The sequence below is a fragment of the Novosphingobium sp. UBA6272 genome (genome assembly GCF_002440635.1).
Classification (GTDB): domain Bacteria; phylum Pseudomonadota; class Alphaproteobacteria; order Sphingomonadales; family Sphingomonadaceae; genus Novosphingobium.
Genome location: NZ_DJUW01000017.1, coordinates 115,298 through 131,750, shown reverse-complemented (window position 1 = coordinate 131,750; position 16,453 = coordinate 115,298). Strand labels below are relative to the sequence as shown.

The window sequence follows — 16,453 nt, the reverse complement described above, 5'->3', positions numbered from 1 at the left end:
TTCATCACTGGAGGAGGCTTTTCATTACTTTGCGGCGCAGACGGCAAAGCCGAAGGCGGGTAGGGTGATTGAGAGCGAGCCGGGTGCGTCGGCCGTTAGCGCGCACTGACCGGCCAGCGGAGTGAAGGCAAGGCTGGCCGGATCGACCGCAATCCTATTCGTGATTGGTGCGCCCGAAGTATTGAACACCAACACGACCTCGCGCCCGGTCTTGGGATCGAACCGCGAGATCGCGAGCAGGCCAGGCTTGTCCGAAAAGGCGCGGATAGTCTGAATGCCACTGGTCAATGCCGGGGTGCTGCGGCGCACTGCGCTAAGATCGGCAATCAGGCGATAGAGCGGATGGCGGGTATCGAAATTGTCCTGCGCGGTAGTGGCATCGGTGCCGATCAGGTCATTGTCGTTGTAGACCGCGACCTTGCTGGCAAACATGTCCTCGCGCGCGAGCTGGTCGTTGCCGTCGGAGACGAAGCCTTGCTCGTCGCCCGAGTAGATCGTCGGAACCCCGCGCAGGGTCAGCATCATCGCATGGCCCAGCATCACCCGGTTGAGCAGCTCATCCTGCGAGATGCCGGGGTTGGCCTGCTTGACGAACATCGAGAAGCGCCCGAAATCGTGATTGCCGAGGAAAGTCGGCAACCGCAGCGCAGCCTTGGCCCCGCCGCGGTAGAGCGGATCGTCCTCGAACATCCGGGCCACCCTGTCGGTCCCGATCTTGCCCGAGACCGCCTGCTGCATGGCTGCGGCAAAGGCCATGTCGATCGGCGCGGAAAGGTGGGCGGTGTGGCTCCAGCGGGCCAGGAAGCCGGGATCGATCTCGCCGGTCGCGACCTCGGCAAAGATGTGGAAATTGGGAATGCCGCGTGCCTTCGCCCGGGCCATCATGGCCGGTTCGAAGGCCTGCCAAAATTCCGGATTGACGTGCCGCGCGGTATCGATCCGGAAGCCGTCGATCCCGAACCGATCGATCCAGCTGCCGTAGATCTCGATCATCCCGCTCACGACCCGGGGATGTTCGGTCGCGACATCGTCGAGTCCGACGAAATCGCCATAGAGCGCGCTTTCGCCGACCCAGTTCGAATTGCCGCGGTTGTGATAGTAGATCGGGTTGTTGAGCCAGGCCGGCTTCTTGACGTTCTCTTCGCCCTTGGGAACGAAGGGTGTGTAGGCGAAGGAAGGATCGGTCAGCCGCGCCCAATTGGCCGGGCCGCGCACGTGGTCTCCGGCAAAGCCCGGATTGATCGCCGCGCCATTGACCCCGCCCCGGCGGGAGAATGGATAGTCGGCCTTGCTGCGATAGGAATAGTCGCCCGCCTCGCGGTACTGGATCACGTCCGCCGTGTGGTTGACGATGATGTCCATATAGACCTTGATGCCGCGCGCATGGGCGGCATCGACAAAGGCCTTGAACTCCGTTTCGGTTCCGAAATGCGGATCGATCGTGGTGAAGTCCGTAATCCAGTAGCCGTGGTATCCGGCGCTCTCGTCGCCCTTGGGACCCTGCACCGGCTTGTTCTTGAACACCGGGGCAAACCAGATCGCGGTAATCCCAAGGCCCTGGATGTAATCGAGCCGGCGGGTCAGCCCCTTGAGGTCGCCGCCGTGGTAGAAACCCTTGGCAGCCGGATCATAGCCGGTGACCAGCCGGTCGCCCGTCAGGCCGCCGCGATCATTGCCCGGATCGCCGTTGTCGAAGCGGTCGGGCAGGACAAAGTAGATCACTTCCTGTTCGGGCGTGCGGGCGCGGAAATCAGTCTTCTGTGTGGGCGTCCCATGCGCCGCCAGCGGCAGGACCATCGCCGCGGCCAACAGCATACCCAATGCGCGCTTCATGCCGCCTTCTCCTTCTTTGCCGCCCCGCAGACCGCGGCAACGCAATCGATGTGCAGCGGCATTGGCCGCACCGTTTCGACGCAGTCCTTTTCGACTGCGCCGAGGAATCCGGCCAATTCGCCCTCCGGATAGCGATCCGCGATCGGATTCCAGCTGCGCGGGATCAGCCCCTGTCCGGCGAGAACCTGGAACCAGGCGACTTCGGTAAACAGCTCGTCGTGAGCCGGCTGGATCTGATTGACGGCCAGGTATTCGCCGATCCGCTGTTGCAGACTTTGCGGCAGTTCAAGCCCGCGCATGCGGTCCCATAACGGCTGTCCGTCGCGGCGGTTAGCCCAATAGTGCAGGACCAGGAAATCGCGGATGTTCTCGAATTCCGCTGCCGAACGGCGGTTGAAGCCATCGACCACCGCCGGATCGATCTGCTTGCCCGGCAAGACGGTCAGCAGCCGGGTGATGGTCGACTGGATAAGGTGGATAGAGGTTGATTCGAGCGGCTCCAGAAACCCACTCGACAGCCCCACGGCGAGGACATTGCGATTCCAGATTTGCTTGCGCCGCCCGGTCACGAACGGGATCGCGCGCGGATCGGCCAAAGCGGGCCCGTCCAGATTGCCGAGCAGGATTGCTGCCGCTTCGTCATCGGACATGAATTCGCTGCAGAACACATGGCCGTTGCCGATCCGGTGCTGCAGCGGAATGCGCCATTGCCAGCCAGCCGGGCGCGCAGTCGAACGGGTGTAGGGCGTGAAGTTTCCGCTTGGCTCACAGGGAACCGCGATCGCCCGGTCGCACGGCAGCCAATGCCGCCAGTCGTCATAGCCGGTCTGCAGTTCCTGCTCGATCAGCAAGCCTTTGAAGCCCGAGCAATCGATGAAGAAGTCACCCGCGATCTCGCGTCCGTCGGCGGTGACCACCGCGGCGATATCGCCAGTTTCCGCGCGCCTGGCGCCCGCCAGCGTCGCTTCGATCCGCGTCACGCCGCGCGTTTCGGCGTAGTCGCGCAGAAACGCTGCATAGAGCCCGGCGTCGAAATGATAGGCATAGGGCACTTCCGGAATACCCGGCCCGCTGGCGCCAACCTGCATCCGCCCGGTCCGCGCGGCGAGTTCGTTGGCGGAATAGTGCGCCAGCGGCTTGGCCAGCCCCAGCGCGCGGCCGCGCGCCCAGAAATGGCGAAACGGGAGCAGTCCCAACTGGCGCCCCACTGTGCCGAACGCATGCATGTAACTGTGCCCGTCTTCCAGCCAGCCGGCAAATTCGATGCCGAGCTTGAACGAGCCTTTGGTGGCGGCGAGGAACGAACCCTCGTCGATGTCCAGCGCCTCGTTGAACAGGCGGATCGCCGGGATCGTGGCTTCGCCCACCCCGACCGTGCCGATCGCGTCGCTTTCGACAAGGGTTACCGCATAGCCCGGCGGAGCAAAGCGGGCGAGCGCGGCGGCGCTCATCCACCCGGCGGTACCGCCGCCGACGATGACAATGCGCATGGTGGGTTCGTCAGTCATCGCCCGTCCTCTGCCCTGCCCCGGCACCCAGCAGAGCGCCGATCGGACCGAAATTCAAGCCAGTCGGCGGGCTGCGGGACGAAACCTTTGCGTTTCGCCCCGCAGCGCCAGCCCCCCATGACTGGTCAGAACTTGTAGGTGAACCCGGCCAGGAAGCGGCGGCCGTAGCTCTGATAGTCGATCACCTGACGGGTATCGCCCGGGTTGGTGGTGACGAACGGCTCGTCGGTCAGGTTCTGGCCCTGAACGTAAAGCGAGAGGCCCTGCAGCGCGCTGCCTTCCTGGAAGTCATAGCCGATCTGTGCATCGACGATGGTTTCCGGAGCGGCCCGGCGGCGGACACGGTTGGCCGCGAAGCCCGACAGTTCGCCCATGAAGGTCGAACGATAGCGCATCGAGCCGCGGACATTGAAGCCGCCCTTTTCGAAGAACAGCGTACCGTTGACCACCCACTTCGAATAGCCCGGCAGATCTTCCGCCGGAGCACCCGGATTGGGCTTGATTTCGGTCTTGGTATAGCTGCCGCCACCGGTGATACCGAAGCCGTCCAGCGCCGGGACCAGTTCGCCGAACGGCAGCGTTGCAGCCAGCTCGACGCCGTAGAGAGCGCCGCCCTTGCCGTTGACCGGAATGTCCAGATCGGCATTGGGCAGGATCGTGATGCCGGTGCCCGGCGAAGGCAGGGCGAGAGTCGATGTCGCGATGCTCTGACGGTCGGTATAGATGTAGCTCTTCAGGTCCTTGTAGAAGAACTGCAAGCCGACAAAGCCCTTGGTACCGAAGTACTTTTCAAAGGTCAGATCGACCGCATTGGCGCGCCACGGACGCAGGAACGGGTTGCCCGAGCCGCCCGTGACTTGAACCGTCGTCGGCCCGACGAAGGCGTAGCCAAAGCTGGCCGAAGCGCGCATATCGTCAAGACGCGGACGGATCAGTTCACGCGCCGCCGCAAAGCGGATCACGAAATCACTGTCAAAGCGCAGCGACAGGTTGAGGCTGGGCAGCACGTCGACATAGTCGGTGCTGGCCTTGCGCACCGCGCTGCCGATGTTGGGCGAACCGTTGGGGTTGGTGCCCTGATAGACCGCGCTGGCCCCGGTCGAATCCTGGTTGGTGAAGATCACCTGGACCCCGAAGTTGCCGGTCAGCTGGGCTGAACCGACATCGGCCTTGAGGTTGGCCTGGAGATAGCCGGTCATCAGCTTTTCTTCGACCGAGTAGCTCTTCACCACCACGTCGCCATAGGGGTTCGGCACCAGCTTGTAGATACCGTCGCGGATCAGCGCGAGCGGATCGTAGCTGATCATCGAGCCCAGACCCAGGAAGTCCAGGTTGGTCACGCCAAGGCGGTACTGGGTCGGCACCGGAATGCTGACATTGCCGGTATTGTTCGCGGCCAGGCCCAGGAAGTACTCGTCTGGCACCAGCGACTTGCTGCGCTTGGTATAGGCCATGCCGAGCTGGACGCTTTCGATCGCGCCATTGTCGAAGTGACGGACCACCTGACCGCGCGCCTGATAGAGCTTATCTTCGACGATGCGGTCGTTGTAATAGCCGTCCTGACCGCCGTCGATCCGGGTGCCGTTGACCGCGATCTGGGTGCCTCCCCAGCCCTGCGGGCTGGTCAGCAGGATGGTGTTGTAATCACCATAGTTCAGCGCGTGAGTGAATACGGTGCCGGTTGCACCCGAGGTGAAACCCAGGGTGTCGGTTGCGCCAACCCCGGCGCGGCCGGTGCCGGAATAGCTTTCGAGCGCCAGTTCGTTGCGATCGGTACCCGAATAGCTGAGGTCAAGCATGGCATCCCAGCCATCGTCACCCTTGTAATCGAGGTTCCAACCGAACGAATAGAGCTTGGAATGGCGCTGGAACACGTCGTTGCGGACCACGCCCTTGACCCCGGTGTAGGTGCCGCCAGTGACGAAACCGTTTGTGGCGGAATAGCCCGGGCTCAGCGAAGCGCTCGACCACCACAGCGGCAGTTCGATGCCGCGCTTGGTATTGTCATCCTTGAAGTCCGAATAGAAGGCGTCGATCGAGCTGGTCAGGTTCGGCGTGAGCTTGACTTCGAGCGTACCGTTGAGGCCGAGGCGCTTGAGCCGCGAGGAGGTGACATAGCTCTTCGAGCCGCCGATGATCAGGTTGTTCGCCGGACCGGTCGGGTAACCCCAGGCGTTGAATTCTTCGGTCTGGTACCATTCATCGACATAGCTTCCGCCGATCGCCAGGCCGATGGTGTCGTCCTTCAACTGGGTTACCACCAGGCCGTTGACGCGGAAGCCCTTGTCGTTGGAATCGACATTGAGCTTGCCGTTGTCGGCGTAAGTGCCGCGTGCACCGATCGAGACGATGGTCTTGCCGGCCGCCAGGGGGCGGATCGTGCGCAGGTCGACGGTGCCCGACAGGCCCTGACCGACCAGGCTGGCCATCGGGCTCTTGTAGACGTTGACCTGGCTGACCATTTCCGAAGGGTACTGATCGTATTCAACCGCGCGATTGTCGCCGGTCGAGGTCTGCTCGCGGCCGTTGAGCAGAGTGGTCGAGAAGTCGGGCGCAAAGCCGCGGATGGTAATCGAGTTCGAGCGGCCCGAAAGGCGCTGCGAGGTCAGGCCGGGCAGGCGGGCAATCGATTCAGCGATCGAGGCGTCGGGCAGCTTGCCGATGTCTTCGGCCGAAACCGATTCCACGATCTGGTCGGCGCTCTTCTTCTTGTTGACCGCGCTTTCCAGGCTGGCGCGAAAACCGGTGACGATGATTTCACCGCTGGCTTCTTCGTCAGCCGGCGCAGCATCCTGTGCGAAAGCCGCCTGCGGCAGCGCGAAAGCGGAAATGGCGATAGCGAGGGCCGATACCCCACGGCCACCGATCTTGGTGCGAAGCGTCACGATGTCTCTCTCCCTAAACCGTGCCGGACACTTGGGTCCCGGCGCGCAGACCCTGTGCAAGGAAAAGAGTCCAGTCCCCCTTGCTTGGATCACCCGAATAGGGCGCAGCAGGGGGCAGCAGGAAGATGGCATACGTATACCCATTTTATGCATAGCCCCTGCTGTGGCCCCGAAGACACGCTCAGGACCTTACTGAAAGCACCGATTGCAGCCATGGCCGCAAAGTCTTAGGCTGGCCTTCACCGGGAGGAGAGGATGGGCCGCAAGCGCTCCACCAAGCCGACAAGTTTCGACATCGCCTATCTGGCGGGGGTTTCGCAGCCGACCGTCAGCCGCGCGCTGCGCGGATCGCGTTCGGTCAGTCTGGCGACCCGCCAGCGGATCGAGCAGATCGCGCGCGAACTCAACTATTCGGTCGACAAAAATGCTTCCTCGCTGCGCTCGCAGCGCTCCAACACGATCGCGCTGCTGTTCTTCGAGGATCCGACTCCCGATGGAGCGAACATCAACCCGTTCTTCCTCGCGATGCTGGGGGCGATCACGCGGGCAACCGCCAATCGCGGGCTCGACCTGCTGATCTCGTTCCAGAAGATGGAAGACGATTGGCACGTCCGCTATCAGGACAGCCACCGCGCCGACGGACTGATCCTGCTGGGTTACGGCGACTATACGGTTTACACTGAGCGGCTGCGGCAACTGGTTGAAAGCGATACCGATTTCGTGCGCTGGGGAGCGGTCGGCGACGAGGATATCGGGATCACCGTCGGCTCCGACAATTTCGGGGCCGGGCAGCAGGCGGGGGAGCACTTGATCGGTCTCGGCCGCCGCCGGATCGCTTTCATCGGCCAGGCCGACGAGCATTATCCCGAATTTGCCGACCGCTATCGCGGGCTGTGTGCGGCGCTGGATGAGGCCGGTCTGCCAATCGATCCGGCGCTGCAGGTCGGCGCCCTTTCCAGCGAGGAAGACGGCCGCCGCGCGACCGAGGCCTTGCTGGCCCGGGGGATCGCCTTCGACGCCGTCTTCGCCGCCAGCGACCTGATCGCGATCGGCGCGATCCATGCGCTGACCGAAGCCGGGCTGCGGGTGCCGCAGGATATCGCGGTGATGGGCTTTGACGATATCCCCGCCGCCAGCCTGACCAGTCCGCCACTGACCACCCTGATGCAGGATCTGAAGGCCGGCGGGGATCTGCTGGTCGAGACCCTGATCGCCCAGTTCGAGGGCCGCGATCCGCCTGCACCGACCATCCCTGCCCGGCTGGTGGTGCGGCGCAGCACGGCGGGATAGGTACGCGATAGGTATTCGTATGCGTGTTGTCGCCGCGCCGACAACATGCGACCCCCTGCCGCGATAAGGGGAGAGGGACGCTCAGCATGGAAAAACCACGGCAAGGCTGGGCCGGGCTGGCCAACATCAGCTTTGGCTTCTTCGGCATCCAGATCGGCTTCGCGCTGCAGAACGCGAACATGAGCCGGATTTTCCAGACGCTGGGCGCGAGCATGGACGATCTGCCCTGGCTGTGGGCAGCCGCGCCGCTGACCGGGCTGCTGGTCCAGCCGATCATCGGCCACATGAGCGACAAGACCTGGCTCGGCAAGCTGGGTCGGCGCCGGCCCTATTTCCTCGCCGGGGCGCTGCTGGCCGCGCTTTCGCTGTTCCTGATGCCCTACAGCGGCGCGCTGCTGATGGCGGCGATGCTGCTGTGGACGCTCGATGCCAGCCTGAACATATCGATGGAGCCGTTCCGCGCCTTCGTCGGTGACATGCTCCGCAAGGACCAGCACAATGCGGGCTATGCCGTGCAAACCGCGTTCATCGGTATCGGCGCGGTGGTCGCATCGGCCTTTCCCTGGCTACTAGAGCACCTCGGCGTCGCCAACGAAGCCCCCGAGGGAGTGATTCCCGATACGGTCCGCTACTCCTTCTGGGCGGGCGGTGCGGCGCTGCTTGCCGCGGTGCTATGGACCGTGATTACCACCAAGGAATACTCTCCTGCAGAGCTGGATGATTTCGGCGAAGCCGAACAGGTCGGCGCGCCGCCCTCTGCCAATCTGGCCGAGCGTGGTAGCGGCGGGCCGTTCCTGTGGATCATGGCAGGCATCGCCGCGATGCTGCTGACCGAGCGGTTTCAGCTTGAAAAGGAAGTTTACCTGCTGGCCGGGTTGCTGATTGGCTATGGCCTCTTGAGCCACATCGCGATCCGTCTGGCGCGGGCGGGACGGCCCGCGTCGATGCTGACCGGAATCGTCGGCGATTTTTCGGGCATGCCGGAAATCATGAAGCGGCTGGCGCTGGTGCAGTTCTTCACCTGGTCGGCGCTGTTCATCATGTGGTTCAACACCACTCCGATCGTCGCCAAGGACTTTTTCGGAGCGTCCGACGAGGCCAGCAAGGCATTTCAGGATGCCGGGAACTGGGTCGGCATCCTGTTCGCCGCCTACAGCCTGGTCGCGGCGGTAGCGGCGCTAACGCTCCTGCCATATCTGGCGCGGCGGATCGGCAAGGTCCGCACCCACATCTTCGGTCTGCTGTGCGGCGCGGCCGGCTTTGCCAGCTTCTTCGTAATCAAGGACCCGGACTGGCTGCTGCTGAGCGAAGTGGGGGTCGGCATCGCCTGGGCCTCGATTCTGGCCATGCCTTATTCGATCCTCGCGAGCAGCTTGCCCCAGGCCAAGCTCGGGATCTACATGGGGCTGTTCAACGTCTTCGTGGTCCTGCCCCAGCTGCTGGTCGGCACCCTGATGGGATCCATCATGAAGGCCTTCTTCCCCGGCGAACCGATCTGGACCCTGGCCTTCGCGGCCGCGACGCTGGTATTCGCTGCCCTGGCGATGAGCCGGGTCAAGGTTCCTGGCGAAGCCTAGAAATCCGCCACCAGCTGCAAGGTCAGCGCGCGCGGCGCGATATAGGTGAAACCGCCCGAGGACGAGACGTTCCAGCCATATTCGTCAAAGGCGTTGAGCAGCACCGGGCGGACCAGCCAGTCGGCCCCGTTCATCTTGAAGCGATAGCGCGCGCCCAGGTTGACCACGGTGCGGCCCGGCGCGCTCAGCGTGTTGGCGGCATTGCCGGTCCGGCTCGACAGGCTCTCCAGCGACAGGTCGAACGACAGCGGACCCTTGCCGGCCTTGGTCCGCCAGTCGAGCGTCAGGACCGAGCGGCGCCGGACCTGGCCGACCGGGCGCGATCCGATCAGGCGCGTTTCGACCGCCTCGCCCGAAATCTCGGGATCGAGCAGCAGGGTTCCGCCCACCACCGTCAGTCCCGGGCGGATCTGGCCGGTCAGTGAGAGTTCGATCCCGCGGTTGCGCAGCGTGCCAAGCTGGCGATAGCGCAGCGCCGGATCGAGATTGTAATAGGGCTTGGTGATCGAAAAGGCCCCGGCGATCAGGGTCAGCCGCGGGGTGATCGCATATTTGATCCCGGCCTCGATCTGGCGGGTGTGGATCGCCGGCGGCGCTTCGGCGCGGTTGCTGGCGATCTCGGGCGCGACCAGCGCCTCTTCCATCCCGTGCGACACGCCGGCGTAGAACGACAAGGGCTGCGACAGATTTACCGTCCCCGCCACGTTCCACATGATCGGCGCATCGCGGGTAACCGGATCGGCCAGCTTCGGATCGGCGAAGTCAATCGCCTTGCGGTAGCTGGTCTTCGAGAAGCTGGCGTCAAAGCCGTAATGCCCCGTCCGGACCAGCGAATAGGACCCGCCCCAAGTCAGCTGGCGAACTTCGTCGAGGCTCTTCGGCCCGATCGTATAGGCTCGCTCAGGCCTGATATCGCGGGACAGGATCGTGCTCGCGCCCAGGTCCAGTAACTGGCTGCCGCCGAACCGGCGATCGCGCGAACGGCCACGCAGGCTGGCGACCAGCTGGTGGCTGGTATCGCCGTGCTGCCATTGCCGCACCAGCCGCGCCTCACCCGAAAGCGAGGCATCGCGGTTGTTGCCATCGGCGATGACCCGGCGCGAAGCGACCGCACCATTGCCATCCACCCCGAACAGCAGGTCGGCAAAAACCGTGTCCTGTGTCCGTCCGTTGTAGAACAGACCAGCTTCCACGCGCAGCCCGCCGAGCGGTGCCTTGACCACCGCGCCATAGGCCCAGTTGGTGGCGTTACGCCCGGTCCATGGCTGGCTGAGGTCTTCGCCGCGTTCCAGCTTGGGCGGCGGTTCGGTTCCAACCGGGTAATAGGTCGGCCGGGCCTCGTCGCTGCGAAAATAGAAGGCGCCGCCGAATACCAGCACGCTGACGTCGTCGGCCGGGCGCCAGCCAAGCGTCGCGCCGACCGTGCGATAGCGGGCCTGGCCGCCTTCCCAACGGGTCGCATCGCGCCAGCCGAATCCGCCCGACAGGCCAAGCCGCTTGCCATCGAGCGGCTGCTTGAATTCGAACGAGCCACCGATCCCTCTGGCGCTGCTGCTGCCATCCTCGAGATTGAAGCTGTAACTGGTCGCGCCGCGCGGCTGGGTCAGCGAATAGTCGACCAGCCCGGTCGGCGCGGGGAACGGGTAACGCAGCGCCGCGGGGCCGACCCGGATCGTATTGCCGTCCGAAAGCCGCGGTGAAAGCCGGTCGACCTGATCGAAATAGAGCCCTTCGAGCCGGACATTTCCGGCATCGACCGGGTTGAACCCGCGCACGTCGTCGCTGGAATAGAGCCCGGACTTGTCCTGGCCCACGGTCCGGCCAAAGGCGTCGCCCGATTGGGTCGCGACATTCTCCGACGCACGCTGCGCCCATGCCGCTTGCGGCACCAGCGCCAGCGCAAGGCCGGTCATCGCCCCCAGTTTCAATTCAAAACGCACCCCGCGCCCATAGCGCGCGGCAGCGACTTGAAAAGCGAATTATGCGTCGCCGCGCTCGGCCGGATCCTCATGCAGCCACGATGCGTGGCGCGGGGCGCGCTTGGTCGCAGCCCATTCGTTGAGCATCACCGGGGCCAGCGCGCGCAGTTCGGCATACTGGTCCGGCGAGCCGATGTTGCAGGCCAGCTCAAGCCGATGCCCGTTCGGATCGAAGAAATAGATCGAGCGGAAGATGCCGTGATAGGTCGGCCCGATCACTTCGATCCCTTGCGCCTCGATATGGGCCTTGGCGGAAAGCAGCGCGTTCACATCCTCCACCTCGAAAGCCAGGTGCTGGACCCAGGCCGGGGTATTGGGGTCCTTGCCCATCTCGGGCTGCTGCGGCAGCTCGAAGAAGGCCAGCACGTTGCCGCCCCCGCAATCGAGGAACACGTGCATGTAGGGATCGTCCTCGCCGGTCGAGGGGACCTTGTCTTCGGAAAAAGCGGTGACGTAGTCCATCCCCAGCACGCGCTGATACCAGTCGACGGTCTCCTTGGCATCGCGGCAGCGATAGGCGACGTGGTGGATCCGCTTGAGGTTGGGCGTGTTCATCGTCAATTCCTTCGTTACCTGTCCCGCTCAGCCAGAGCCTGTCGAAGGCCCCGCAGTGCCAGGTGCTTCGACAGGCTCAGCACGAGCGGGCCTGAGTGCTACTCCGCGACATCGAGCACGCCGCGCTCGATCTGGTCGCGCTCGATGCTTTCGAACAGGGCCTTGAAATTGCCCTCGCCAAAGCCTTCGTCGCCCTTGCGCTGGATGAATTCGAAGAACACCGGGCCAATCTGGGGCTGGGCAAAGATCTGCAGCAGCAGCCGCGGCGATCCGCCCTCGGTGGTTCCGTCGAGCAGGATGCCGCGCTGCTGCAGCGCGCCAACCGGCTGGCCATGCCCGGGCAAGCGGGTGTCGAGCATCTGATAATAGGTCGCGGGCGGCGCGGTCATGAAAGGCACGCCAAGCTTTTGCAGATTGTCCCAGCACGCCACCAGATCATCACAGATCAGGGCGATGTGCTGGATCCCCTCGCCGTTGTACTCGCGCAGGAATTCTTCGATCTGCCCGCCGCCGGCCTTGCCTTCCTCGTTGAGCGGAATGCGGATCTTGCCGTCGGGCGCGGTCATCGCCCGGCTGGTCAGGCCGGTATATTCGCCCTTGATGTCGAAATAGCGGATCTCGCGGAAGCCCATGATCCGCTCATACCAGGCGCCCCAATGCGCCATCCGGCCGCCATAGACGTTGTGGGTCAGGTGATCGATTTTCTTGAAACCGGCGCCCACCGGGTGGCGATCCACTCCGGGCTCGTAAACGAAATCGATATCATATATCGACAGCGCCTCTGGGTTATCGAGCGTGGCATAGCGATCGACCAGGTAGATGAAGGCCCCGCCGATCCCCTTGATCGCCGGGATCCGCAGTTCCATCACCCCGGTCTTGCTCTCGACCGGCTCGGCCCCGCGCTCGATCGCTTCCTTGTAGGCCGCTGCCGCATCGCGCACCCGAAACGCCATGCCGCAGGCCGAGGCACCGTGCTCGGCGGCGAAATAGGCCGCCGGACTGCGCGGTTCGTAGTTGGCGATCAGGTTGATTTCGCCCTGCCGCCACAGCTGCACGTCCTTCGAGCGGTGCCGGGCGACCAAGGCAAAACCCATGGCCGCAAAGACCGGTTCGAGCAGGCCCTTTTCCGGGGCTGAGAACTCCACAAACTCGAAGCCGTCGAGCCCGAGCGGATTGTCGAAAAGGTCGGCCATGCGGGCAAGCTCCGGAACTGTTTTGGTTTCAGATGTAACTATATGCACGGCCCGCAGGAGTCAAGGTCAAGCGCGGCTAGAAAGCCGGCATCTGCTGGCTGGCGCAGTGGAACGAACCGCCGCCGGCCAGCACTGCATCGGCCAACACGCCGATCACTTCACGGTCAGGGAACAGTTCGGCAATTGCGGCAACTCCGTCGGCATCGTGGGAAGTGCCATAGATCGGCACAACCACCAGCTTCGTTGTGATCGCGAAATTCATGTAGCTGGCGGGTTCGATCCGGCCTTGAGTCTCAACGCGCCCGGGCGAAGGCACTTCGCGCACGCTCACCCCGAAGGCTTGGGCCCGCGCCCTGGCATCGGCATAGATCGCGGCGTTGGGATCATTCGCTCCGGTTGCACGCGGCACGGCCAGCACATTCGGCGCAACGAAGCGGGCGAGGTTGTCGACATGACCGTCGGTGTGATCGTTGATCAGGCCGTCACCAAGCCACAGCACCCGGTCAAAGCCGAGATCGCGGTGCAGCCGCGTCTCGAAATCGGCGCGCGACAGCGAAGGGTTGCGGTTGGGATTGAGCAGGCATTGTTCGGTGGTTGCGACTAGGCCGGTGCCGTCGCAATCGAGCGCCCCGCCTTCAAGGATCCAGTCGGCGCTGGCGACCGGCAGTCCAGCGCTTTCCGCCAGCTCCACGCCGATCTCCTGATCGCCGTCCATCAGATACTTGCCGCCCCAGCCGTTGAAGCCAAAGCGCTGGCCCAAGGCATGGCCACCGCGCTCGACCACCAATGGCCCGGTATCGCGCAGCCAGATGTCGCCATAGCGCCGCACTTCCAGCCTGACCGCCGCCGAGCACAGCGCCGCCGCCCGCGCCCGGTTGGCCTCGTCGCGGACGATCAGCCGGACTTCCTGCCCGCTATCGGCCACCGCGCTGGCAAAGGCCGCGATCTGCTCCTGCGCGCGGCCAAGAAAGCCCGGCCACTCCTCGGCATCGTGCGGAAAACCGACCCACAACCAGCGCTGCGGATGCCATTCGGGGGGCATGAAACTATTTGAAATCATTTTCTAGGTCACATATAACTAGTTTCAAAGGAGCATTCGCATGGGAAAGTACGAACCGCTTTCGCGTTATTTGAGCGAGATACCGCGAAATGAATGGGACGCAAAGTTCACCGAGATCGAGCAGGTTCTCAAGACCAGCCTTCCTCCCAGCGCACGTACACACAAATCATGGTGGGGCAACTCGACCCGTGGAAATCATGTGCAGTCCAAAGGCTGGATCGATGCAGGTTGGTTGGTCAAAGAGGTCGATCTTCCGCGGCAAAAGGTTCGTTTGGAACGGTCAGCCAAGAAAGGGCGAAGCGAAGCAACAGCAGAGCTCAACGAATTGTGGAAGAGGGCAAGCGAGTTGAGCGGCATTACCGATAAAGCTGAGCTTGAACGGGCAGCCATCACCGACTTTATTCGGCGAGAAGCAGGTCGCCAATTGGCTGCTTTGGGAGGCACGATGCCCGACGCCAAAGCACCTCCACGGCGGCGGGCGACCTGGTGATTCTCGCAGACACGTCAGTGTGGATAGACCACTTCAGGAAACCAATTGCGCGGCTTGGAGATCTGCTTGCTGACGAACAGGTATGTTCCCACCCGTTCATCAGCGGCGAATTGGCAGTAGGAACCGTGAACCCGCGCCACCGGACAATCCTGCTCCTGCGCTGCCTTCAGCAACTTGAGCCGGTCGACGATTCATCCTTTTTCAGGTTTCTCGATCACTACAGCCTCAATGGTCGCGGTCTTAGCTTTGTCGATGTTCACCTCTTGGCGGCCGTAAGTCAGTTGAAAGGCGCCAAACTTTGGTCGCATGACCGCCGCATGCGTGAACAGGCCGAACGTCTTGGCCTCGCCTATCAGACCTAACTCGCCTTATTTCCCGCCCGCCCGGCTCTTATCGCGGATCGCGCGGAATTCGTCGGTCTTGTGCCAGTTAGGCCAGTCGGTGGTCGAAGCCAGCATCCGCCCGAGCCGGTAGTAGAGCGAGGTTTCCTGCACCGCGCCCGACCAGTCCCAGCTGGGATCATACTCGTCGCTCGGCTGGTGATAGCGATGCTGGACGTAGTCTTCGCTCGCCGCCTCGCCCGCGGCCTTGCCGCCCTTGACCCAGTCGCTGCCTCGCCCGACCGCGAACATCGGCACGCCCAGCTTGGCGAAGCTGAAATGGTCCGAGCGGTAGTAGCTGCCGCGCTCGGGATGATCCTCCGGGGTCTGGTAGAGCCCCATCGTCTTCATCGCGGCGGTGAGGTAGCGGGTCAGTTCGTTCTTGTCGCCGCCGGTGATCTGGACGTCGCGGCTCGGGCTGCCGGGCGCGACTCCGTCCATGTTGACCCCGCCGACCGTCTTCGACAGCGGATAGACCGGGTTTTCGGCGTAGTACTTCGATCCCAGCAGGCCCGATTCCTCCATCGTCACCGCCAGGAAGACCTGGCTGCGATCGGCCGGCCCGGCGCGCTTGTTGGCTTCGGCGATCGCGACCATCGCGGCGATCCCGGTGGCGTTGTCGATCGCGCCGTTGCAGATATCGTCGCCGGTGGCATCGGCATTGCAGCGGCCCAAATGATCCCAGTGTCCGGTGTAGAGCACATATTCATCGGGGCGCTTCTTGCCCGGCTGTATCCCGATCACGTTGCGGCTGACCGTCTTCTTGAAGGTGTTGTCGAAGCCGAAGCTGGCCGTGGCCGAAAGCGGCACCGCCTTGAAGCCCTTCTTCCGGGCGGCAGCAGTCAGCGCGCCCAGATCCTGCCCGCTGGCCTTGAGGATCGCTTCGGCGGCGGGCTTCTGGATCCAGCCGTTGGCCTCGGTATTGCTCATCCCGTTGTCGGCCGACTGGATGTAGAGCTGCGGCCCGGTCCAGCTCGAATTGACCACCTGCCAGCCGTAAGCAGCCGGGAAGGTATCGTGGACGATCAGTACCCCGGCCGCGCCCTGGCGGGCGGCTTCCTCATACTTGTAGGTCCAGCGGCCGTAATAGGTCATCCGCTTGCCCTTGAAGAGGCCGACCTCATCCTTGGCGTCGTAATCGGGATCGTTGACCAGCACGACCGCGATCTTCCCCTTCATGTCGATCCCGGCATAGTCGTTCCAGCCGAGTTCAGGGGCATTGATGCCATAGCCGACAAAGACCAGCGGGGCGTCGGCGATCCGGGTCTGCGGAACCGCGCGATAGGATCCGGCAACATAGTCCGACCCGAAGGCAAAGCTCATCGTCTGGCCGCCGGCCTTGACCGAAAGCGCGCTGGGGTTCTTCGCCTCGATCTCCAGCGTCGGCACTTCCTGCAGCCAGCTGCCCTTGTTGCCAGGCTTGAGGCCGGCATCCTTGAACCGCTTGATGATGTAGGTGATCGTCAGATCCTCGGCGCGGGTCGCCGGGCCGCGGCCCTCGTACGCGTCAGAGGAAAGTTCACGGGTAACCGTGTTGAGCGTATCGGCAGAAATCATCGGCGCCGCGACTTGCGGGATCGGCACGCCTCCGGCGCGCGGCGCGCGGGCTGACACGCCAGCGGCGAGTGCCAAGGCGGCGGCCAGCGTCACGGCGGAGACGAGCTTGGTACGGGTGAAAGGCATCGGGTGACCTCTGATCTGCG

At 63.7% G+C, this 16,453-nt stretch carries 12 protein-coding genes; 4 read left to right on the top strand and 8 right to left on the bottom strand.

What is annotated here, in order from left to right:
* Positions 1-24: 24 nt before the first annotated feature.
* From B2V17_RS09520 to B2V17_RS09510, 3 genes are all read right to left on the bottom strand, one after another.
* Positions 25-1,833: an alpha-amylase family glycosyl hydrolase gene (locus B2V17_RS09520; RefSeq protein WP_292997117.1), complete on the bottom strand. Its 1,809-nt coding sequence runs from the start codon at positions 1,831-1,833 to the stop codon at positions 25-27.
* Positions 1,830-3,341: a tryptophan halogenase family protein gene (locus tag B2V17_RS09515; protein ID WP_292997116.1), complete on the bottom strand. Its 1,512-nt coding sequence runs from the start codon at positions 3,339-3,341 to the stop codon at positions 1,830-1,832. Before B2V17_RS09515 ends, B2V17_RS09520 begins: the two co-directional genes overlap by 4 nt.
* A 125-nt stretch (positions 3,342-3,466) precedes the next feature.
* The gene (locus B2V17_RS09510; RefSeq protein WP_292997115.1) at positions 3,467-6,226 is read right to left on the bottom strand and encodes a TonB-dependent receptor; all 2,760 of its coding nucleotides are present in this window, start codon (positions 6,224-6,226) and stop codon (positions 3,467-3,469) included.
* Positions 6,227-6,481: 255 nt separating this feature from the next.
* Between B2V17_RS09510 and B2V17_RS09505 the strand changes: the two genes are divergently transcribed.
* Both B2V17_RS09505 and B2V17_RS09500 read left to right on the top strand, forming a co-directional pair.
* On the top strand, positions 6,482-7,516 hold the full coding sequence (locus tag B2V17_RS09505) for a LacI family DNA-binding transcriptional regulator (protein WP_292997114.1): 1,035 nt from the start codon (positions 6,482-6,484) through the stop codon (positions 7,514-7,516).
* 86 nt (positions 7,517-7,602) lie between these two features.
* On the top strand, positions 7,603-9,093 hold the full coding sequence (locus B2V17_RS09500) for an MFS transporter (RefSeq protein ID WP_292997113.1): 1,491 nt from the start codon (positions 7,603-7,605) through the stop codon (positions 9,091-9,093).
* On the opposite strand, the gene B2V17_RS09495 is transcribed toward B2V17_RS09500, so the two are convergent.
* The 4 genes from B2V17_RS09495 to B2V17_RS09480 all read right to left on the bottom strand — a co-directional run bounded on the left by B2V17_RS09495 (position 9,090) and on the right by B2V17_RS09480 (position 13,880).
* Positions 9,090-11,033: a TonB-dependent receptor domain-containing protein gene (locus B2V17_RS09495; RefSeq protein WP_292997112.1), complete on the bottom strand. Its 1,944-nt coding sequence runs from the start codon at positions 11,031-11,033 to the stop codon at positions 9,090-9,092. The genes B2V17_RS09500 and B2V17_RS09495 overlap by 4 nt on opposite strands.
* Before the next feature lie 39 nt (positions 11,034-11,072).
* Positions 11,073-11,627 carry a VOC family protein gene (locus tag B2V17_RS09490; protein ID WP_292997111.1) on the bottom strand — a complete coding sequence of 185 codons (555 nt, stop codon included), beginning with the start codon at positions 11,625-11,627 and terminating at the stop codon, positions 11,073-11,075.
* A gap of 98 nt (positions 11,628-11,725) precedes the next feature.
* Entirely contained in the window at positions 11,726-12,820 is a 1,095-nt protein-coding gene (hppD, locus tag B2V17_RS09485) for a 4-hydroxyphenylpyruvate dioxygenase (protein ID WP_292997110.1), read from the bottom strand.
* A 76-nt stretch (positions 12,821-12,896) separates the two neighbouring features.
* Positions 12,897-13,880, bottom strand: a complete 984-nt coding sequence (locus B2V17_RS09480) for an agmatine deiminase family protein (protein WP_292997109.1) — start codon at positions 13,878-13,880, stop codon at positions 12,897-12,899.
* Positions 13,881-13,920: 40 nt separating this feature from the next.
* Here B2V17_RS09480 and B2V17_RS09475 point away from each other — a divergent pair, with 40 nt between their 5' ends.
* Complete coding sequence (locus B2V17_RS09475; RefSeq protein WP_292997108.1) at positions 13,921-14,370, top strand: DUF7662 domain-containing protein; 450 nt, start codon at positions 13,921-13,923, stop codon at positions 14,368-14,370.
* The gene (locus B2V17_RS09470) at positions 14,367-14,732 is read left to right on the top strand and encodes a type II toxin-antitoxin system VapC family toxin (protein WP_292997107.1); all 366 of its coding nucleotides are present in this window, start codon (positions 14,367-14,369) and stop codon (positions 14,730-14,732) included. The genes B2V17_RS09475 and B2V17_RS09470 overlap by 4 nt, the downstream gene beginning before the upstream one ends.
* A 6-nt stretch (positions 14,733-14,738) precedes the next feature.
* On the opposite strand, the gene B2V17_RS09465 is transcribed toward B2V17_RS09470, so the two are convergent.
* Positions 14,739-16,433 carry a M28 family metallopeptidase gene (locus B2V17_RS09465; RefSeq protein WP_292997106.1) on the bottom strand — a complete coding sequence of 565 codons (1,695 nt, stop codon included), beginning with the start codon at positions 16,431-16,433 and terminating at the stop codon, positions 14,739-14,741.
* Between the last annotated feature and the right edge of the window lie 20 nt (positions 16,434-16,453).